The organism is Plantibacter sp. lyk4-40-MEA-4 (assembly GCF_030209415.1).
GTDB classification, from domain to species: Bacteria; Actinomycetota; Actinomycetes; order Actinomycetales; family Microbacteriaceae; genus Plantibacter; species Plantibacter flavus_A.
On the sequence record NZ_JARVSA010000005.1, the window covers coordinates 226,252 to 245,912 of the forward strand.

18 protein-coding genes are annotated in these 19,661 nt (G+C 69.5%); 1 reads left to right on the forward strand and 17 read right to left on the reverse strand.

Annotated elements, in window-relative coordinates:
* Positions 1–23: 23 nt before the first annotated feature.
* The gene (locus QRN44_RS11000; protein ID WP_121290950.1) at positions 24–845 is read right to left on the reverse strand and encodes an isoprenyl transferase; all 822 of its coding nucleotides are present in this window, start codon (positions 843–845) and stop codon (positions 24–26) included.
* Positions 842–1,579 (reverse strand): DNA repair protein RecO, encoded by a 738-nt coding sequence (recO, locus tag QRN44_RS11005; protein ID WP_064293640.1) that lies wholly within the window; start codon positions 1,577–1,579, stop codon positions 842–844. The genes QRN44_RS11000 and recO overlap by 4 nt, the downstream gene beginning before the upstream one ends.
* Before the next feature lie 83 nt (positions 1,580–1,662).
* On the opposite strand from recO, the gene QRN44_RS11010 reads away from it, so the two are divergent.
* Positions 1,663–2,331: a trimeric intracellular cation channel family protein gene (locus QRN44_RS11010; protein ID WP_064293639.1), complete on the forward strand. Its 669-nt coding sequence runs from the start codon at positions 1,663–1,665 to the stop codon at positions 2,329–2,331.
* A gap of 6 nt (positions 2,332–2,337) precedes the next feature.
* Here QRN44_RS11010 and QRN44_RS11015 read toward each other — a convergent pair whose 3' ends face one another.
* The 15 genes from QRN44_RS11015 to hrcA form a co-directional block, all read right to left on the reverse strand.
* Positions 2,338–3,750, reverse strand: coding sequence for an ABC transporter permease (locus tag QRN44_RS11015; RefSeq protein ID WP_121290952.1), 1,413 nt, complete (start codon positions 3,748–3,750; stop codon positions 2,338–2,340).
* Positions 3,747–4,505: an ABC transporter ATP-binding protein gene (locus tag QRN44_RS11020; RefSeq protein WP_121290953.1), complete on the reverse strand. Its 759-nt coding sequence runs from the start codon at positions 4,503–4,505 to the stop codon at positions 3,747–3,749. The genes QRN44_RS11015 and QRN44_RS11020 overlap by 4 nt, the downstream gene beginning before the upstream one ends.
* A gap of 109 nt (positions 4,506–4,614) precedes the next feature.
* On the reverse strand, positions 4,615–5,304 hold the full coding sequence (locus tag QRN44_RS11025; RefSeq protein WP_071260804.1) for a response regulator: 690 nt from the start codon (positions 5,302–5,304) through the stop codon (positions 4,615–4,617).
* The gene (locus tag QRN44_RS11030) at positions 5,301–6,485 is read right to left on the reverse strand and encodes a sensor histidine kinase (RefSeq protein ID WP_121290955.1); all 1,185 of its coding nucleotides are present in this window, start codon (positions 6,483–6,485) and stop codon (positions 5,301–5,303) included. The genes QRN44_RS11025 and QRN44_RS11030 overlap by 4 nt, the downstream gene beginning before the upstream one ends.
* Before the next feature lie 128 nt (positions 6,486–6,613).
* The gene (gene leuA / locus QRN44_RS11035) at positions 6,614–8,374 is read right to left on the reverse strand and encodes a 2-isopropylmalate synthase (protein ID WP_121290957.1); all 1,761 of its coding nucleotides are present in this window, start codon (positions 8,372–8,374) and stop codon (positions 6,614–6,616) included.
* Between the two features lie 146 nt (positions 8,375–8,520).
* Positions 8,521–11,046: a bifunctional lysylphosphatidylglycerol flippase/synthetase MprF gene (locus QRN44_RS11040; RefSeq protein ID WP_121290959.1), complete on the reverse strand. Its 2,526-nt coding sequence runs from the start codon at positions 11,044–11,046 to the stop codon at positions 8,521–8,523.
* The gene (locus QRN44_RS11045) at positions 11,046–12,317 is read right to left on the reverse strand and encodes an alpha/beta hydrolase (RefSeq protein ID WP_121290960.1); all 1,272 of its coding nucleotides are present in this window, start codon (positions 12,315–12,317) and stop codon (positions 11,046–11,048) included. The genes QRN44_RS11040 and QRN44_RS11045 overlap by 1 nt, the downstream gene beginning before the upstream one ends.
* Before the next feature lie 176 nt (positions 12,318–12,493).
* Positions 12,494–13,402, reverse strand: a complete 909-nt coding sequence (gene era / locus QRN44_RS11050) for a GTPase Era (protein WP_285039143.1) — start codon at positions 13,400–13,402, stop codon at positions 12,494–12,496.
* Positions 13,399–14,703 (reverse strand): hemolysin family protein, encoded by a 1,305-nt coding sequence (locus tag QRN44_RS11055; RefSeq protein ID WP_285039144.1) that lies wholly within the window; start codon positions 14,701–14,703, stop codon positions 13,399–13,401. Before QRN44_RS11055 ends, era begins: the two co-directional genes overlap by 4 nt.
* On the reverse strand, positions 14,703–15,170 hold the full coding sequence (gene ybeY / locus QRN44_RS11060; protein WP_064293631.1) for an rRNA maturation RNase YbeY: 468 nt from the start codon (positions 15,168–15,170) through the stop codon (positions 14,703–14,705). Before ybeY ends, QRN44_RS11055 begins: the two co-directional genes overlap by 1 nt.
* Positions 15,167–16,180 carry a PhoH family protein gene (locus QRN44_RS11065; protein ID WP_285039355.1) on the reverse strand — a complete coding sequence of 338 codons (1,014 nt, stop codon included), beginning with the start codon at positions 16,178–16,180 and terminating at the stop codon, positions 15,167–15,169. Before QRN44_RS11065 ends, ybeY begins: the two co-directional genes overlap by 4 nt.
* Positions 16,181–16,256: 76 nt before the next feature.
* Positions 16,257–16,610 (reverse strand): HIT domain-containing protein, encoded by a 354-nt coding sequence (locus tag QRN44_RS11070; protein WP_121291134.1) that lies wholly within the window; start codon positions 16,608–16,610, stop codon positions 16,257–16,259.
* Positions 16,611–16,660: 50 nt separating this feature from the next.
* Positions 16,661–17,398, reverse strand: coding sequence for a 16S rRNA (uracil(1498)-N(3))-methyltransferase (locus QRN44_RS11075; protein WP_285039145.1), 738 nt, complete (start codon positions 17,396–17,398; stop codon positions 16,661–16,663).
* Position 17,399: 1 nt separating this feature from the next.
* The gene (dnaJ, locus tag QRN44_RS11080; RefSeq protein WP_064293629.1) at positions 17,400–18,521 is read right to left on the reverse strand and encodes a molecular chaperone DnaJ; all 1,122 of its coding nucleotides are present in this window, start codon (positions 18,519–18,521) and stop codon (positions 17,400–17,402) included.
* Positions 18,522–18,575: 54 nt separating this feature from the next.
* Positions 18,576–19,598: a heat-inducible transcriptional repressor HrcA gene (gene hrcA / locus QRN44_RS11085; RefSeq protein ID WP_064293628.1), complete on the reverse strand. Its 1,023-nt coding sequence runs from the start codon at positions 19,596–19,598 to the stop codon at positions 18,576–18,578.
* Positions 19,599–19,661: the final 63 nt, after the last annotated feature.

Genomic DNA, 19,661 nt, shown 5'->3' on the forward strand with positions numbered 1-19,661 from the left:
GGCCAACCACCGACACCCGTCGCTCATTCCCCCGGGGGCGCCGGGGCGTCTGGCACGTCGCGCGCCCCGCCGAAGCGACGGTCGCGTCCGGCGTACCGCTCGACGGCCTCCCAGAGCTGACGCCGACCGAAGTCGGGCCAGAGGGTGTCGAGGAAGACCATCTCCGCGTAAGCCGACTGCCACAGTTGGAAGTTGCTGGTGCGCTGCTCTCCGGAGCTCCGGACGAAGAGGTCGACGTCCGGCAGGTCGGGCAGGTAGAGCCGGCTCTGGACGAGACGCTCCGAGACGGCCGACGGCTTGATGCGGCCGGCGGCGACGTCGTCGGCGATGCTGCGGACCGCGTCGACGATCTCGTTGCGCCCGCCGTAGTTGACGCACATGGTGAGCGTCAGGCGGTCGTTGCCGCGCGTCAGCTCCTCCGCCGTCTGGAGCTCCTTGATGACGGAGGTCCACAACCGCGGCCGACGCCCCGACCAGCGCACGCGCACGCCCCACTCGTTCAGTTGGTCGCGCCGTCGATGGAGCACCTCGCGGTTGAACCCCATGAGGAAGCGGACCTCGTCGGGTGAGCGCTTCCAGTTCTCCGTCGAGAACGCGTACACCGACAGGTGCTTGATCCCGAGTTGCAGGGCACCGGCCACGACGTCGAGGAGTGCGGCCTCGCCCGCCTTGTGCCCTTCGACCCGTGTGAGCCCGCGTCGGTTCGCCCACCGGCCGTTGCCGTCCATGACGATCGCGACGTGCGACGGCACCTCACCCTTCGCGAGCGATGGCGGGACCTCCCCCGTCCAATCGATCGGCTTGAACGGCACCGCGTCGCGGTGGGTGTAGGGCTTCGGGGTCACCCGCGGCTCCGATCCTGTTCGAGGTGCGCGAGCGACCGCAGGCCGCGCTCCAGATGCCATTGCGCGTAGGCGGCGGTGAACCCGCTCGCGCGTGAAGCCGTCTGCTCGGCGGCGGCCTCCGCGTACTCCCAGTCACCGGAGAGCAGTGCTCCGAGGAGCGAGAGGGTGTCGGCGTCCAGCCGAGGGCTGCCCGAGGGCGCGCAGTCGTCGCAGACGACCCCGCCGAGCTGCACGACCACGTGAGAGTACTCGCCCTCCGTACCGCACCGCGAGCAGGCCCCGAAACTCGGCGCCCAGCCGGCGAGCGAGAACGCCCGGAGCAGGTAGGAGTCGAGCGTGAGCCGCGGACCGTGCTCGTGCTTCGAGAGCGACCGCAGGGCGCCGACGAGGAGCAGGTACTGCTGGAGGGAGCCCTCGGACTCGGTCAGGCGATCGGCCGTCTCCACCATCGCGCTCGCGGCCGTGTAGCTTCCGTAGTCGGCGCTGATCTCGGCGCCGTACGAACCGAGCGACTCGGCCTGTGTGATGGTGTCGAGACTACGGCCCTCGTAGAACTGCACGTCTGCGACCATGAACGGCTCGAGCCGGGACCCGAACTTCGAGCCCGTGCGACGGACACCCTTCGCGACCGCCCGGATCTTGCCCCTGCTGCGTGAGAGCATGGTGACGATGCGATCGGCCTCGCCGAGCTTGTGGGTCCGCAACACCACCACTTCGTCTCGATATACCGGCACGCATCGATTATCCCGCCTCGCACCGACAACGTGACCCGGGAACCGCCGTCGGGGATCGAAGGAGCGCCTGGAGAGATGAAGCCGTGAACGAGGTCCTCTTCGTCGTTCCGCTGTGGGTCGACCTCTCGGCGGTCGCGATCGGCGCCGTCCAGGGTGCCATGTTCGCGGCCCGGTTCCAGGATCGTCAGCTCGACTGGCTCGGCGTCGCCATCATCGGCGTCGTCGTCGGACTCGGTGGTGGTCTCATCCGCGACATCCTCCTCGGACAGGTGCCGGCGTCCCTCCAGAACAACTGGTACCTCCCCGTCGCCTCGGGGGCCGCACTGCTCGGCATGTTCCTCCTGCGCACCATCACGAGGCTCGGACCCGTCATCATCGGTCTCGACGCCCTGACGATCGGCATGTTCGGAGCGATCGGTTCCACCAAGGCCCTGGCAGCCGGTCTGCCGGTCATCCCGGCGATCTTCGTCGGCACCGTCTCGGCCGTCGGTGGATCGGTCCTCCGCGACGTCATGCTCGGCGTCCCCGTCGCCCTCATGCACGTCGGGTCGCTCTACGCCGTGGCGGCCGCGGTCGGGACCGCCCTCCTCGTCCTCGCCGTGACCTTCGGTGCGCCACTCGGGGTCGCGGCGATCGTCGGTGTCTCCTCGACCGCGGTGATCCGCCTCCTGGCCGTCCGGTTCGGGTGGACGTTGCCCGAGCAGCGCCAGATCGGCGGATGGCGGATCTGGCGCCGCTCGACGCGCGGCTGAGTCGTCTCAGTCGACCGCGAGTGCCGCGACGGGTGCGATGCGGGTCGCCCGACGTGACGGGGCCACCGAGGCCGCGGCCGTCAGGAGTGCGGCGAGCACGACGATCACCGCGACGATGGCCCACGGGATGACCGGGAAGATGAGGCCGGGCGAGCCGTTGATCGCGCCGAGCATCGACTGAGCGCCGGCCCACCCGTAGAACGTCCCGAGGACGAGTCCGACGACGACGGCCGCGATGGTCAGCTGCGCCGCCTCGATCACGATCATGCGACGGATCTGCGCCGCGGAGAACCCGAGTGCGCGGAGCAGTCCGAGTTCGCGGGTGCGCTGCAGGACGCTGAGCGAGAGGTTGTTGACCATCCCGACCGCGGCGATGAGCGCGCTCAGTCCGATGAGGGCGGAGAAGACGCCGACGGTCGTCGCGACCACGGCCTGCGTGCCTTCGTAGACCTCCGGATTCGCTGCCTGTGCGTTCAACACGAACTCCTGGAAGTTGGCCGCGGCGACCGCGAACATCGTCACGAGGGTCACGCCGATCACCAGTCCGATCGTCGTGCGGGAACTGCGCTCCGGGTAGCGCACGGCGTTCTCGGCGGCGAGTCGAGCCGTCGCGGAGGTGCCGAACAGGCGGCCGACCAGCCGCAGTGCCGGCGGCATCACGAGGTGTGCACCGAGCACGAGGCCGGAGAAGGAGACGATCCCGCCGACGATTCCGATGAGCACGCCGAGCGGCGACACGAGCCCGACACCGACCCCGGCGAGCAGGAGCAGGACACCGACCACGAAGAGACCGATCGCGACCGCGTTCCGGGCGGGCCGGGCGGTGGCCTCCTCCCGACTCAACTCCTGCGATCCTCCGATCGCCTGCATGGGGGTGACCGTCAGGACGCGACGCGCGCCGATCCAGGACGCGAGCCAGGTGGTCAAGACGACCGCGATGACCGGCAGGAGCACGGCCGGTTCGGCGATCGCGTACGGCAACTCGGGCAGCACACCGGTCGCGACCCCGATCCGGACGAGCGCGAAGGTCGCGAGGAGCCCGACGAGCAACCCAGCTCCCCCGCCGAGCAGGCCGACGACGACGCCCTCCCTCGCGACGGCGCGACGCTGCGATCGCGCCGTCGAACCGATCAGGCGGAGCAGCGCGATCGTCCTCGTCCGCCCGGCGACGATCGTGGCGAAGGTGTTCGCCGTGACGATCGCGCCGACGTACACCGCCAATGAGACGAACACGGCGGCCGCGAGGATGAGCATGATCACCACGGTGCCGCTGGACCCGGTCACGTCGTCGGCCAGGATGAACGTGGAGAGCACACTCGTCACCATGAGCAACAGGACACCGAACGAGGCGCTGAGCGTCGCGACGAGAAGGCTCGCGCGATGCTCGCGGGCCCGGGGCCCGAGGTCCGCCCGGCTCATGCCGCACGCTCCATGCCGAGCATGAGCGCCGAGATCTCCTCGGGGGTCGATCGGGGACGGTCCTCGACCACCCGGCCGTCCGCGAGGAACACGATCCGATCCGCGTAGCTTGCGGCGATCGGGTCGTGCGTCACCATCGCGATGCTCTGCCCGTATTCGGTGCTGGCCGCCGCCAGCAGGGCCAGGACGCTCCGCCCGGTGCGGGAGTCGAGATTGCCGGTCGGTTCGTCCGCGAAGAGCAGCTCGGGTCGCGTGGCCAGGGCACGCGCGATCGCGACCCGCTGCTGCTGTCCACCCGAGAGTTCGTGCGGACGGTGCCCGAGTCGGGACGCGAGTCCGAGCGTGCTCACGAGCACGTCGATCCAGCTCTGCTCCTCACCGGTCGGACGGCGGGCGTCGAGTTCGAAGGGCAGCCGGATGTTGGCCGCGACGTCGAGCGTCGGCACCAGGTTGAACGCCTGGAACACGAACCCGACACGACGCCGACGGAGGATCGTGAGCTGCCCGTCGTCGAGGTCCGTGATGTCCTGGTCGCCGAGACGCACCCGCCCCGCGGTGGCCTGATCGAGGCCCGCCATGATGTGCATGAGCGTCGACTTACCCGAACCGCTGGGGCCCATGATGGCGGTGAACCGGCCCCGTTCGATCTCGAGGTCGACGCCGTCGAGGGCGACGACCTGGTTGTCGGCGGGTCCGTAGCTCTTCCTGAGTCCGTGGACGCTGGCGACGACGGACGGCTGTGCTGAAGTGGTCATACTCCGAAGCTACGGAGCGAGGCGCCGGGTGCGCGTCGGGCGCACGAGCGACCCGGGTACATCCTGGGGATGATCCTCGATCACTCCGCGGTTGCCCGTTTGACCGCCGTCAGACCAGGCCGTGCTCGAAGGCGAACACGACGAGCTGGACCCGGTCGCGCACCTCGAGCTTCGCGAAGATCCGGCTGATGTGCGTCTTCACGGTCGCCTCGCTGAGGAACTCGGCGGCGGCGATCTCGGAGTTGCTCAATCCGCGCGCCGCGAGGAGGAAGATCTCGCGCTCGCGCGCCGTGAGCTCGGCATAGCGCTGCGGTGCGGCCGGAGCGGCCGGCGCCTGCTGGAAGTGCTCGAACAGCTCGCGGGTGGCCGACGCGGCGATGACCGCGTTCCCGGCATGGACGGTGCGGATCGCTGCGAGGAGGAATTCCGGCTCCGCGTCCTTGAGGAGGAATCCACTGGCACCGGCTCGGATGGCCGTCGCGGCCGCCTCATCGAGGTCGAAGGTGGTCAGCACGACGATCCGAGGACGCTCGCTCCCGCGCGCATCCGCCTCCGCCAGGATCGTCTTCGTCGCCTCGATCCCGTCCATGACCGGCATCCGGACGTCCATGAGGATGACCTGCGGACGTGTCCGTGCGGCCAGTTCGACCGCTTGACGCCCGTCGGAGGCCTCGCCGACGACGCGCAGGTCCGGCTGCGAACCGATGAGCATCCGGATCCCGCCTCGGAAGAGCGCCTGGTCGTCGACCAGCGCGATCGTGATCGCCCCCGCTGCCGTCGCGTCACTCGGATCGGTCATCTCGTCACTCCCACCGTCGCGTACGGGATCGATGCGTAGACGGTGAAGAGACCGTCCACCAGGGTCGTCCCGAACCTGCCGCCTGCCAGCGTAGCGCGCTCGTTCATCCCGGCGAGGCCGTGCCCCGTGCCGGCCTTCGGCGGTTCGAGCTTCGCGCGGTTGACGACCCAGAGCTGCAGCTCGGGTCCGGTCCAGTCGAGATGGACGTCGATCGGCCCACGATGGTCGCCGTGTCGGAGCGCGTTCGTGAGTGCCTCCTGGATGATGCGGTACACGGCGAGCTGCGAACCGGTCGCCACCGGTCGTTCCTGACCGTGGTTCTGGACCACCACGTCGAGTCCGGCTCCGCGCAACTGCTCGTAGAGCCGCTCGAGGTCGGCCATGACCGGCTGCGGGCCCTCGGTCTGCTGGAACCGCAACTGCGCGAGGAGCACCCGGACATCGGCGAGGGCTTCTCGGGAGATGCTCGAGATCGTCCGCAAGGCCTGGTCGGCCGAATCCGGGTCCGCGGCCAGCGCATAGCGGGCCCCGTCGGCCTGGGCGATGACGACGGCGAGGGAGTGCGCGACCACGTCGTGCATGTCGCGCGCGATCCGGTTGCGCTCCTGCTCCACGGCGACGTCGCGCTCGGCCAGGAGTTGCGCCTGGCGGCTTTCGCGGGCGAGCCGCCACGTGCGCATGAGGACGCCTGCGGTCCAAGCGAGGCCGAAGAAGGCGGCGAACGCGAGGAACATGAACAGTCCGACCGTCACCTGCGCGACCGGTGTCATGTCGTTCGCCAGACCGAAGGTACTGATCTCCGCGCCGATGCCCGTGGTCCAACTCGGGACGACGATCACGTAGAACGCGATGAGCGCGGCACCGACGAACGCGGATGCGAAGGAGACCCATCGCACCACCCGGCCGCCGTAACTCGCCGCGGCGTAGAGCACGACCGGGATCGCGAAGTTCGCGGGATCCGGCGCGAGCAGGAGGATGAGCTGCAGCAGCGCAGCGGCCCAGGCCACGGACAGCGCGATCGCCGGAGCGAGCCGGCGGAGCGCCAGTGCACCGCACATGCCGAGCAGGACGATGGTGTACCCGGCCGGGCGCGTCGTGTACGCAGCGGCGGTGAGGATGAACAGCACCGATGGCAGCGCGATGTCGAGGGCCAGCTGGCCGGGCCGGAGCGTGCGGAACATCCTCCAACCGTACGACCTGACCGCTGACGGATCGGTCGTCACCCGGAAAGATCATCCTCCCGGCGTACGCCGCGGAGCGGGACGCCGCGCCCGGCCGACCCGAAGGCCGACCCGGCGCAGCGGCGTCGTCAGATGGAGGCCAGTTCCCGCGCCTCGACCTGCGTGCGCACGGCACGGTTGACGGCCGAGACCACTGCCTTGAGCGAGGCCGTCGCGATGTCGCCGTCGATGCCGACGCCCCAGAGGCGCTGGTCGTTCACCTGGAGCTCGACATAGGCGGCCGCCTCGGCGTCGCCTCCGGCGCTCAGCGTGTGCTCCACGTAGTCGTACAGCGTGACCTCGATGCCGCGCCCGGAGAGCAGGTTGAGGAAGGCCGCGATCGGACCGTTGCCGGTCGAGGTGCGCTCCTCGACCCGCTCGCCGTCGCGAAGGGCGACCTCGAGGACCACCGTGCCGGTGAGGTCGCTCGACGTCTTCGTGGACTGCAGTTCGAACCGACCCCACTTGGCGTCCGCGACCGTCGCCGGAAGGTACTCGTCCTGGAAGATCGACCAGATCTGGCTACTCGTCACCTCGCCGCCCTCGGCGTCGGTCTTCGCCTGGACGACGCCGGAGAACTCGATCTGCAGGCGACGCGGCAGGTCGATCGCGTGATCGGTCTTGAGCAGGTAGGCGACGCCGCCCTTGCCCGACTGGGAGTTCACGCGGATCACGGCCTCGTAGCTGCGCCCCAGGTCCTGCGGATCGACCGGCAGGTACGGCACGGCCCATTCGAGGTCGGCGACGTCCTTGCCCTGGGAGACGGCGTCGACGGACATCGCCTCGAAGCCCTTCTTGATCGCGTCCTGGTGAGAACCGCTGAAGGCCGTGAAGACGAGGTCGCCCGCCCACGGGCTCCGCTCGTGCACCGGCAGCTGGTTGCAGTGCTCGGCCGTCCGCTTGACCTCGTCGATGTCGCTGAAGTCGATCTGCGGGTCGACACCCTGCGTGAACATGTTGATGCCGAGCGCGACGAGGTCGACGTTGCCGGTGCGCTCACCGTTCCCGAAGAGGCACCCTTCGATCCGGTCGGCGCCGGCCAGGTAGCCGAGCTCGGCTGCCGCGATCGCGGTCCCGCGGTCGTTGTGCGGGTGCAGGGAGATGATGATGTTCTCGCGGTTGGCGAGGTGGCGGCTCATCCACTCGATCGAGTCGGCGTAGACGTTCGGCGAGGCCATCTCGACCGTCGACGGCAGGTTGATGATGACCTTGCGGTCGGGCGTCGCCTCGAGGACCTCGACCACCTGGTTGCAGATGTCGACGGCGAACTCGAGCTCGGTACCGGTGTAGCTCTCCGGCGAGTACTCGTAGTAGATCTGCGTTCCGGGGACCGTCGACTCCATCTCGCGGCACTTCCGGGCGCCGTGGAGGGCGAGGTCGATGATGCCCTGCTTGTCGCTGCGGAACACGACGTCGCGCTGCAGGACGCTCGTCGAGTTGTACAGGTGCACGATCGCCTGCTTCGCGCCGCGCAGCGACTCGTAGGTGCGTTCGATGAGGTGGTCGCGGGCCTGGGTCAGCACCTGGATGGTGACGTCCTCGGGGATCGCCCCTTCGTCGATGAGGCTGCGGACGAAGTCGAAGTCGGTCTGGCTCGCGCTCGGGAACCCGACCTCGATCTCCTTGTAGCCCATCTTCACGAGCAGGTCGAACATGATGCGCTTACGTTCCGGACTCATCGGGTCGATGAGGGCCTGGTTGCCGTCGCGGAGGTCGACGGCGCACCAGCGCGGGGCCTCGGTGATGCGACGGTCGGGCCACGTGCGGTCGGGCAGCGAGACGCTGAACTGGTCCTGGTAGGCGCGGTAGCGGTGGACCGGCATGCCTGATGGAGTCTGGGTGTTCTTCATGATCCTGGGATCTCCTCGTGGGATTGGGGGTGAGCCAACGACGAACTCCGCGACGAGGGAGGCCTGGAACTAGGACTCGTCGCGGCAGCTAAGGAGGAGCAGACCGGAGAACACGTCGTCAGCATAGCACTCCCCCGCGCCGCCGGTCAGGTGACCAGCGAGGCGAGGTCTCGCACGGACACGTCCGGGAGGTAGGCGCGCCCGACCGCGATGCCGATCGCCGGGAGGGTCAGGGGGTCCGCGTAGCCGAGCACGAGCGGACGCTCCTCCGGTTGGAACTTGCCCTTGAAGGCGAGGAGCGAGCGGAACCCGTAGACGGGTTCGAGCACGTTCCCGAGGTACGTCAGGACCCGGTCGATCCCGTCCGTCTCCGGTTGCTCGGTGCTCCTCGAGCGCGCGAGCGGAGCCCCGGAGAGGCTCATCTCCTCCATGCCGTCCTCCTTGAACCGAGCGGCGGCTTCGGCGATGAGGAACTCCATGACGCCGTTCATGCCGTCCGTCCGACGCCGCATGAAGTCGAGGGTCCAACCGACCAGTTGACCGTCGCGCCGCACCGGGAGCCAACTCGTGACGCCGTGCAGCCGTCCTTGCTCGTCGACCGCGAGCAGGAGCCGGACCTCCTCGTCGACGAGCTCGTCGATCCCACCGAGGGTGAACCCCATCTCGGGCAGCTTCCGCTCGGCGACCCACTCCTCGGAGATCTCGGCGATCTGCGCCGCGAGCCCGACGCCGAGCGCCCCGTAGGTGGACCAGACGGCGGTGATCCCCGCGCGGTCGGCCCGGTTGACGGAGGATCTGATGTCCTGCCAGCGCTTGCCGACCATGCTCCAGCCCTGCGGGTGCAGGACCGTCTCCTCGGCGACCTGGACGGTGCGCCAACCGATCCGGTGGAGCGCTGCTGCGGTCTCCTCGTCCACGCTGTACAACGCCACCGTCAGGCCCGAGTCCTCGCAGTGCTCGATGAACCGCTCGAGGACCCCCTGTTCGTGGCGGTCCCTCCCGAAGAAGCCGCCCGTGGTGACCGCGACCCCGGCGACGATCCGGTAGGCGATGCCCGCGCTGCGCTGCGGGTCGAACCAGGTGAGGTTGCCCGGCCAGGTGGCCATGTGCCCGATGGAGTCGCTACCCTCGGCCAGGAGCTCGCGCAGCCGACGCTCGTCGGCCGGCGCGATGGCGTTCGCGACCCGGCTCAGCGGCCAGACCGCGCCGAGCAGGATGATGCTCCACCAGACGGGTCCGACGGCGTGGAACACCACGCCGGTGAGCGGGGCGACCGGCACGAAGCCCGGAAGGACGTTCCGCAGGTACGCGGCGGGGACGAAGCGCTCCGGCGCCGCACGGAGGACCTCCCACACGTCGGGCCTCGGCGAGAATCCTCCAGGCTGGAGCAGGGCGACGACCACGAAGAGCGCGGCGAGCACGACCCACGACGCGCCGACCAGGGCGAGATACCCCCAGGCGCTGCGTCGGGTGGCCCGCACGGGGAACCCACGACGGAGCACGACCAGGAGCGTCGCCACGACGAGCGGCAGCAGGATCGCCGCCCACAGCGCGATCGCGATCTCGACGGACCGCTGCTGCGCGCCGTGCCCCGTCCCGAGCAACGAGGAGGGGTGTCCCGTCGGGTGGAGTCGCACCCCCGCTCCGAGCGACAGCGCACTCAGGACGGCGAAGGACACCATGATCGCCGTGGCGAACCAGACCGCGAAGCGTCTGCCACGGAGCAGGCCCCACGCTGCGAAGAGCAGGGCGATCATGGGGACCACCGAGAGGAGCACCGCTCCGAAGCCGTCGACGCGTACCAGCGTGAGGTCACGCAGGCACTGTGCTGACACGCCGACCGTACGGCACTGCCCGATGACTCGTCCGGCGTCCGGGATGTTCTGTTCGAGCAGGAGCACGAGCGGCGCGAGCGGACCGAGGTGCCTGCCGGAGAGGAAGGTGATGAGCGGTCCGACGCCCATCATCGCGACGACGGACGCCAGGAGCACCCGGGTCTCGTGGTGCGAGCTCCGCACGCGTCGCACCGACGGGGTGGTACCGGCGAGCACGACCCCGAGCAGGACGCCGACCAGCGCTGCGAACAGTCGTGCGAGATCCTGCGGGAGTCCCGAGTACAGCAGCACGATCAGGGCGCCGACGACGACGAACGCGCGGATGCGCCGACGCCAGAGCGGCCCGTGGAACGCACTCGACGCGGCGAGGGCACCGAGGGCGCCGGCCACCGGGTCGAATGCCACGATGCGGGCGACCTCGCCGCTCCAGAACTCGCCGCCGAGCGTGCCGAGGAGTTGGAGCCCGATGGCGAGCGCGTTCCCGGCGACCGCGGTCACCAGCACCGCCAGGAGCGTCTTGGCGGCGCCGAACCGTCGCTCGGCGAGCACCAGCGCGGGGACGCCGATCAGCAGGAAGGCGAGGAGCCCGAGCACCCCGTCGGTTCCCAGGGCACCGGTCAGGAGCGCCCACCAGTGTCCGTCGACCACGACCTGCTCGTACCCCACGCCGGCCGCCTCACGGATCGCCGACCGCCAGGCGGGCGTAGCCACCGGCGGCGTGCGCCACACGAACGCACTGACGACGAGCACCAGCGCCGTGATCCCGATGCTCATCGGCACCGACCTGAGCACGCCGGTCACGAGTCGGCCGAACGGCGTCGCCCTCCCCGCGCGCATCAGGCGAGCCCGAATCGTGCGGCGATCACGGGGAGCGCCCGCTCGAACACCGTGTGGACGGTGTGCCAGTCGTGCGCGGTCCCGTCGGAGACGAAGGTCGTCGTCCGTATGCCGGCGGCCGAGGCCATCGCGGCGACCCGTCGGACGCCGGGACCGTAGCGGCTGTCGTCGCTGCCGTAGCCGAAGACGCCGACGGTGTCCGCGTACGGGGTGTGTGCGGCGAGGATCGCCGAGGGGGCCGCAGCCTCGTACGCCGTCGCCGACCCGCTGAAGCCCTGTGCGATCGTCGTCGGTCCGATGGACGGGACGACCTCCCCCGAGATGTCGAGGATGCCGCCGTAGCGTCCAGGGTGCGCGGCACCGAGCTGGATGGAACAGGTCCCTCCCTGCGAGAACCCGGCGATGAACCAGTCCGTCCGCGATGCGGACACCGGGAGGTGCGTCGAAATCCACGCGGGGACGTCGACCGTGAGGTAGCTCGCCGAGTTGCCGAGCGGTCCATCGACACACATCGGGTTGCGGTCTGGAGCGCCGAGCTGGTCGGGCACGACCACGATCGGTGCGAGACCCGCATGCGAGGCGGCGAAGCGGTCGAGGATCCCCGCGATCCCAGCCGAGGCGAACAGGTCGGCAGGCTCTCCCGGCTGACCGCTGAACGCCTCGATGACGGGCAGTGCCGGCGGGTGTGCGGTCAGGGCGGCCGGTGGCAGATAGACGAGCGCGTCCCGGTGGGCGAACCCGGAGGTCGTCGCCGGGATGTCCACGTGTTCGACCCGCCCGCCGCTGGGCAGGTCGGCGGGTCGCTGCCACGTCGTCGTCGTCCCCCGGGCGGCCGGCAGGGCCGAGAACGACTGGTACGGGCTGATCCCCAGCGCCGCCCGCACCGTCGCGAACTCACCGAAGTCCTGGTTCACGCCGATCGCCCCGATGAGCAGGAAGGCTGGGATGGCGAGGCTCGCCACGACGACCCGCCACGCACGGGTCCGCACGATCGCCGCGATCGCGAGGGCGGCACCGGCGAATCCGACCGCCGCCCACGCCCGGGTGACCGGCGTCAGTTCGATCCCGAAGACGTCGAGCACGTCACCGAGCAACCAGGCCGTGGCATAGGCGAGGAGCGCTCCACCGCTCGCCACGAGCATCATCGTCAGCCAGCCGCGAACCGTTCGGCGCCCGGTCAACAGGACGATCGCCAGGAGGACGGCGGCACCGCAGACCCAGACGAGGAGCTCCGGACGATCCAGCCTGATGGCCAGCAACCAGTCGAACACTCGGACTCCTTCTCGCGACCCCGAGGACCAGTATGTCCGCGCGCTCGCGAGCCTGTCGGCCAGACGACGGGTTCCACAGCGGGCCCAAAGCAGACACGCAAGTCACATTCAGGCAACGGAGAACTCCCGCGCAGACCCGCGCGGGCGCACGGCACCGACGGGCGATCGATCCCCGGTCAGAATCCCAGGCGACCGAGCAGTTTCGGGTCGCGCTGCCAGTCCTTCGCGACCTTGACGCGGATGGAGAGGAAGACCCGAGATCCGACGAGCGGCTCGATCCCGGCGCGGGCCCGGGCACCGACCTCTCGGAGCCTGGAACCGCCCTTCCCGATGATGATCGCCTTCTGGCTGTCGCGCTCCACGAACACGTTCGCGTAGATGTCGAGCAGGTCGGTCCCCTCGCGCGGGATCATGTCGTCGATGGTCACCGCGAGCGAGTGGGGCAGCTCGTCTTGGATGCCCTCGAGCGCGGCCTCGCGGATGAGTTCGGACACGCGGTCGATGACCGTCTCGTCAGTGGTGGCCTCGGTCGGGTAGAGGCGTTCCGACAGCGGCATGAGCTTCGTGACCTCGGTGACGAGGATGTCGAGCTGGTCGTCGGTCACCGCGGACAGCGGGATGACCGCGTCCCAGTCTCGGAGTTCCGAGATCGCGAGCAGCTGCTCCGCGATCGTCGTCCGGCTGGCGGTGTCGGTCTTCGTGACGATCGCAACCTTCTTCGCGCGCGGGAAGCCGTCGAGCGACTCGTTGATGAAGCGGTCGCCCGGGCCGAGCTTCTCGTTGGCTGGGATGCAGAACCCGATGACGTCGACGTCGGAGAGCGTGGACTGCACGAGATCGTTCAGCCGCTGGCCGAGCAGCGTGCGCGGGCGGTGGATGCCGGGGGTGTCGACGACGATGAGCTGGCCGTGGTCGCGGTGGACGACCCCGCGGATCGCGCGACGCGTGGTCTGCGGCTTCGAACTCGTGATCGCGACCTTCTCCCCGACCAGGGCGTTGGTCAGCGTGGACTTGCCGACGTTCGGACGCCCGACGAAGGACACGAACCCCGCTCGGAAGTCGGACGGAGGGGTGGTGTCGTTCATGGGTGCTCCCGATGGTCGGTGGACGCCTGCTGGGCGTCCTGCAGCTGGGCGTCGCGCTGGGCGATGACGGTGAGGATGCGTCCCCGCCGCCCCTCGACCCGCTCGGCGGTGAGTTCGAGGCCGTTGGTCGACACCGTCGATCCGACCACGGGCAACCTCCCGAGGGCCTTCGCGAGGAGCCCGCCGACGGAGTCGACGTCGTCGTCGTCGAGCTCGAGGCCGAACAACTCCCCCAGCTCGTCGACCGGCAGGCGGGCGTCGACCCGGAACCGTCCGTCGTGCAGATCGGTGATCTCGGGGGTGTCGGTGTCGTACTCATCGGAGATGTCGCCGACGAGTTCCTCGATGAGGTCCTCGAGGGTGACGAGACCGGAGATGCCGCCGTACTCGTCGACGACCATCGCGATGTGGTTGGACTCCTTCTGCATCTGCTGCAGGAGCGAATCGGCCTTCTTGGACTCGGGTACGAAGCTCGCCGGCCGCAGGAGCGGCTCGATCGAACCCACCTCGGTGACGCCGTCGCCACCGAACATCGCGCGGACCAGGTCCTTCAGGTACAGGATGCCGACCAGATCGTCGATGTCGCCGTCGCTGACGGGCGCCCGCGAGATCCCCGTCTCCAGGAACACCTCGAGCGCCTCGCGCACGCTGAGATCGCGCTGCAGACTCACGAGGTCGGTGCGCGGGATCATCACCTCGCGGACGAGCGTCTCGTTGAACTCGAAGATCGAGTGGATGAGCTCGCGGTCGTCCTCCTCGAGGACCGAGTGCGCGGCAGCCTCGTCGACCATGCTCAGCAACTGCTCCTCCGAGGTGAAGGAGACCGAACGGGGCAACCCCGGGGTCACCCGGTTGCCCAGGGAGACGAGGACGTTCGCGACCGGGCCGAGGACCACCCGTGCGGCACGGATGGCGGGGGCACTGAAGCGCAGCACTCCGCTCGCGTGGGTCCGTCCGACGCCTCGCGGGCTCGCACCGACGAGCACGAAGGAGGTGCCGGTCATGATGACGACCGCGAGGACGAGGACGAGCCACAACTCGTCGATCGACGAGGCCAGTGCGAGCGTGACGAGGACGGCGGCCGTGGTCTCGGCCAGGATCCGGATGAAGTTGATCGCGTTGACGTGCGCACCCGGATCGGCCGCGATGGCGCGGAGCGCGGATCCCGAGCGGGCGCCCTCTGCGAGGTCGAGGATGTCCGCACCCGACTGGACGCCGATCGCGGCGTCGGCTGCGGCCATGAGACCCGCGAACGCGACGAGCAGGAACGCGACGATGACGAAGACGGCGACGAGGGACATCAGCTGCTGCGTCGTCTCTCCTGGAGCGCGAAGGCGAGGAGGATGTCCCGCTGGATACCGAACATCTCCTTCTCCTCGTCGGGCTCCGCGTGGTCGTACCCGAGCAGGTGGAGCACACCGTGGCAGGTGAGGAGCTGGAGTTCGTCCATCGTCGAGTGCTTCGCGGCGGCCGCCTGCGTCTCGGCGACCTGCGGGCAGAGCACGATGTCGCCGAGCAGCCCGGGCGGCGTCGGGTTCTCCTCGGTGCCGGGACGGAGCTCGTCCATCGGGAAGCTCAGGACGTCGGTCGGTCCCGGCTCGTCCATCCACTGGACGTGCAACTGCTCCATGGCGCCCTCGTCGACCAGGACGATGGCGAGCTCGGCATCGGGGCTCACATGCATCGCGTCGAGCGCGAACGACGCCAGGGCGAGGATGCGCGATTCGTCGACGGCGACGCCGGACTCGTTGTTGATCTCGATGGTCATGAGCGTCCTCGCTTCGGCTGGTGGTCTCTGGCGGCGCCGCGACGCTCGGCGCGGTTGGCGAACTCGGCGGCCTGCTCGCGCTCGAACCGCTGCGCCTGTCGGACGGCGTCGTACTCGCCGTAGGCGTCGACGATCCGACCGACGAGGGTGTGGCGGACGACGTCCTCGCTCGTGAGCTGGGAGAAGTGGATGTCGTCGACGTCCTTGAGCACGCGGGTCACGAGTCGCAGACCGGACGCGCCGGTCGGCAGGTCGATCTGCGTGACGTCGCCGGTCACGACGATCTTGGACCCGAACCCGAGCCGGGTGAGGAACATCTTCATCTGCTCCGGCGTGGTGTTCTGCGCCTCGTCGAGGACGATGAACGAGTCGTTGAGGGTCCGGCCGCGCATGTAGGCGAGCGGTGCGACCTCGATCGTGCCGGCCGCGAGGAGCTTCGGGACGATCTCCGGGTCCATCATCTCGTTGAGCGCGTCGTAGAGCGGACGCAGGTACGGGTCGATCTTGTCCGTCAGCGTGCCCGGGAGGTACCCGAGTCGCTCGCCGGCCTCGACGGCCGGGCGCGTCAGGATGATCCGGTTGACCTCCTTGCGTTGCAGCGCCTGCACAGCCTTCGCCATCGCGAGATACGTCTTGCCGGTACCGGCCGGGCCGATGCCGAACACGATCGTGTTCTCGTCGATCGCGTCGACGTACGCCCGCTGCCCGACGGTCTTCGCCTTGATCGTCTTGCCACGCGAGGTGAGGATGACCTGCCCGAGCACCTCCGACGGGGAGGCCGAGCCGTCCTGCCCGAGCATGCGGGCGGAGGTGCTGACCTCCGCCGGCCCCGGGTCGTGTCCTTCTCGGACCATGGTGATGAGTTCCTCTACGAGTCGTCTGGCGGCGTCGGCCTGCGGCGCCGGGCCGGTGATGGTGATCTCATTGCCGCGCACGTGCACCGAGACACCGGGGTGTTCGCGCTCGACGGTCGTCAGGAGTCGGTCCTGTGGGCCGAGGAGACGGACCATGGCGAGCCCGTCCACCAGGAGGACGTGCTCGACCTCCTCCGGCCGAGCGGCGGTGGGGTGGTCTGGGTTCGAGGACTCAGGCTCCGCCAAGGGTGCCCTCCTGCAGGGGACCACCGAGGACATGCGCGTGCACGTGGAAGACCGTCTGCCCGGCGGACTCGCCGGTGTTGAAGACGAGTCGGAACTCGCCACCGGTGTGCTCCTTCGCGAGCGACGACGCCACCTCGACCATCTCAGCGAGCAAGGAGGGGTCGCCAGCGGCCAACTCCACGACGTCGCGGTACTCGGCGGTCTTCGGGACGACGAGGAGGTGCACGGGCGCCTGTGGTGCGATGTCGGCGAACGCGATCACCCGATCGGTCTCGGCGAGGAGGGTCGTCGGGATCTCCCCCGACACGATGCGGCTGAATACCGACGGTGCTTCACTCATGTCCACCAGTCTAAGGTTCGTGGCGGCCTCGTGCGCGGGCTGTTGGATCGTCACCACCGACCGAGCAGCACGTTGAGGGCGGCGATCGCCGCAGGCCCTGCCGTCGAGGTGCGCAGGACGCCCGAGCCGATCCGGACCTCGATCGCGCCGGCCGCTTCGAGCCGCTCCCGCTCCGTCGGCGAGATGCCGCCCTCCGGACCGACGACGAGGACGAGTTCCTCGACGAGCAGTGCCGACGGGTCGAGCTCCGAGAGCGCGAGTGCCGCGCTGGGTTCGAGGACGAGGACGGTCCGGCCGGCGACGATCGCCGCGAGTCCACGGGTGTCGACGACCTCGGCCACCTCAGGTACCCGGGCGCGGATCGACTGCTTCGACGCCTCGCGCACGATGAGCTGCCAGCGCGCACGGCCCTTGACCGCTTTGTCGCCCTGCCACCTGGAGATGCTGCGCTCGGCACCCCACGGGACGATGCGGTCGACACCCAGCTCGGTCGCCGCCTGGATGGCGAGTTCGTCGCGATCGCCCTTGGCCAGCGCCTGCACGAGGACGAGCCCGGGACGGTTCTCCGGATGCACCACGACCGATTCGACGCGGATCTCCAACTCGCCCGGCTCGCTGCGCACGACCGGTCCGGTCGCGATCAGGCCACGACCGTTGCCGATCGACGTCGTCTCGCCGACCCGCAGCCGACTCACGGCGACGGCGTGCTTCGCCTCGGGCCCACGGAGGGTCACCGAGTCGCCGACACCGGTCGATTCGAGGTCCTCGCGGAGGTACAGCGAACTCATCTCAACCGACGCCGTGGAAGCGGTCGCGGATCTTCGCGAACAGGCCCTGCTGGAACTGCGCGAGCGCCGGAGCACCCTGGCGTCGTCCCGAGGCGAAGCTCTTGATCAGCTCGCGTTCGCGGTGGTCGAGCTTCGTCGGGGTGACGACCTGGACGCCGATCTTGAGGTCACCCCGGCTGTTCCCGCGGAGGCGCGTGACGCCGCGGTCCTTGACCGTGATGACCTCCGAGCTCTGAACGCCCGGTCGCAGCTCGACCTCGACGTCGCCGTCGAGCGCGTGGACGGTGACCTGGCGGCCGAGGATGGCGTCGGTCATCGGGACTTCGAGCGTGCACAACAGGTCGTCGCCGTCGCGGCTGAAGACGTCGTGGTGCTTGACCTTCATCTCGAGGTAGAGGTCGCCGTTCGGGCCGCCTGCCGGGCCGACCTCGCCGCTCCCCGGCATCTGCAGACGCAGACCGGTGTCGACACCGGCCGGGATGTCGACCGAGACGGTGCGGCGGGCACGGAGCCGGCCCTGACCCTGGCAGGTGACGCACGGGGTCGCGATGATCGTGCCGTAGCCGCGGCAGGTGCCGCAGGGCGCCGAGGTCATGACGTTGCCGAGCAGCGAGCGGACGGCCCGCTGGATGGAGCCGGTGCCGTGACAGATGTCGCAGGTCACCGGTGAGGTGCCGGGCTGGCAGCAGGAGCCGTTGCAGGTGCTGCAGAGCACGGCGGTGTCGACCTCGAGGTCGCGGTGGGTGCCGAAGATGACCTCGTCGAGGTCGAGTTCGACGCGCAACAGAGCGTCCTCGCCGCGTGCGCGGCGGGACTTGGGTCCGCGCTGCTGGCCACCCCCGCCGAAGAAGGTGTCGAAGATGTCGCCGAAGCCGCCGAACCCGGCGTCACCTCCGCCGAACCCACCCGCCTGCGGACCGAGGTCGTACTGCTGGCGCTGCTTGGGGTCGCTCAGCACGTCGTAGGCGTGGGTGACCTCTTTGAACCGCTCTGAGGCGTCGGAACCCGGGTTCACATCGGGGTGCAGTTCGCGAGCGAGGCGGCGGTACGCCTTCTTGATCTCCTCGGGCGTCGCCTCCTTGGCGACACCGAGTGCTGCGTAGTGGTCGGGGTAGTCAGCCACTGAGGGCCTTTCGTTCGAGGTGCGGAAGGTGTTGGGGGACGCGACGAGGATGCGTCACTCGGCGTCGAGGATGCGCGAGAGGTACCTGGCGACGGCGCGGACCGCAGCCATGTTGCTCGCGTAGTCCATTCTCGTGGGGCCGAGGACGCCGAGCCGGGCGATTTCGCCACCAGAGGAACGGTAGTTCCCGGCGAGGACGCTCGTGGTCTCGAGGCCGAACGACGCGTTCTCCCGCCCGATGCTGGCGACCACGCCGTCGCGCTCGGACTCCATCTCACCGAAGAGCCGGAGCAGCACGACCTGCTGCTCGATGGCGTCCAGGACCGGATAGATGCTGCCGGGGAAGTCGTCTTCGGTGCGGGCGAGGTTGGCGGCGCCGGCCATGACGAGGCGGTCCTGGCGCTGCGCCGAGAGCTGTTCGCGCACCGCGTCGACGATGCGGACGGCCGCCGCGCGGTCGAGATCGGCGATGTCGGCGGGGACGTCGCCGATCGCGTCGTGGGCGTCGAGGAGTGGACGGCCCGCGACCGCCTCGTTGCACAGCGAGCGGAGACGCGAGATGAGGTCGTCGTCGACCGGGCTCTCCGTCTCGATGAGCCGCTGCTCGACGCGGCCGTTGTCGAGGATGATGACCGCGAGCACACGGTTCGGGGTGACGCTCACCAATTCGAGATGCCGGACACGTGCCCGGGAGAACATCGGGTACTGCACGAGCGCGACCTGGTTCGTCAGCTGTGAGAGCAGCCGCACCGTGCGGTGCAGGACCTCGTCGAGGTCGCCGGACGCACCGAGGAAGGTCTCGATCGCCGTCCGCTGGGCGTTGTTCAGCGGACGGCGGTCGGCCAGGTGGTCGACGAACATCCGGTAGCCCTTGTCGGTCGGCACCCGGCCGGAGGAGGTGTGGGGGGCAGCGATGAGCTCTTCGTCCTCGAGCTGCGCCATGTCGTTGCGGATGGTGGCTGCGGAGACCCCGAAGGAGTGGCGGTCGACGATCGTCTTGGACCCGACGGGCTCTCGCGAGGCGACGTAGTCCTGCACGATGACGCGGAGCACTTCGAGACCGCGATCCGACACCATCTCGATCTCCTCCCGTCATCCACCTCGGAGCGCCGACCATCAGCACTCGAAGACCCTGACTGC

What these genes read in the sequence shown, in the direction of transcription:
- QRN44_RS11070 (WP_121291134.1), bottom strand. Translation starts at nt 16,610, where the DNA reads ATGAGTGAAGCACCGTCGGTATTCAGCCGCATCGTGTCGGGGGAGATC.
- era (WP_285039143.1), bottom strand. Translation starts at nt 13,402, where the DNA reads ATGAACGACACCACCCCTCCGTCCGACTTCCGAGCGGGGTTCGTGTCC.
- QRN44_RS11030 (WP_121290955.1), bottom strand. Translation starts at nt 6,485, where the DNA reads ATGTTCCGCACGCTCCGGCCCGGCCAGCTGGCCCTCGACATCGCGCTG.
- QRN44_RS11015 (WP_121290952.1), bottom strand. Translation starts at nt 3,750, where the DNA reads ATGAGCCGGGCGGACCTCGGGCCCCGGGCCCGCGAGCATCGCGCGAGC.
- leuA (WP_121290957.1), bottom strand. Translation starts at nt 8,374, where the DNA reads ATGAAGAACACCCAGACTCCATCAGGCATGCCGGTCCACCGCTACCGC.
- QRN44_RS11055 (WP_285039144.1), bottom strand. Translation starts at nt 14,703, where the DNA reads ATGTCCCTCGTCGCCGTCTTCGTCATCGTCGCGTTCCTGCTCGTCGCG.
- QRN44_RS11040 (WP_121290959.1), bottom strand. Translation starts at nt 11,046, where the DNA reads ATGCGCGCGGGGAGGGCGACGCCGTTCGGCCGACTCGTGACCGGCGTG.
- QRN44_RS11075 (WP_285039145.1), bottom strand. Translation starts at nt 17,398, where the DNA reads ATGAGTTCGCTGTACCTCCGCGAGGACCTCGAATCGACCGGTGTCGGC.
- QRN44_RS11020 (WP_121290953.1), bottom strand. Translation starts at nt 4,505, where the DNA reads ATGACCACTTCAGCACAGCCGTCCGTCGTCGCCAGCGTCCACGGACTC.
- hrcA (WP_064293628.1), bottom strand. Translation starts at nt 19,598, where the DNA reads ATGGTGTCGGATCGCGGTCTCGAAGTGCTCCGCGTCATCGTGCAGGAC.
- ybeY (WP_064293631.1), bottom strand. Translation starts at nt 15,170, where the DNA reads ATGACCATCGAGATCAACAACGAGTCCGGCGTCGCCGTCGACGAATCG.
- QRN44_RS11065 (WP_285039355.1), bottom strand. Translation starts at nt 16,180, where the DNA reads ATGGTCCGTCTCCTCGGCCCACAGGACCGACTCCTGACGACCGTCGAG.
- QRN44_RS11025 (WP_071260804.1), bottom strand. Translation starts at nt 5,304, where the DNA reads ATGACCGATCCGAGTGACGCGACGGCAGCGGGGGCGATCACGATCGCG.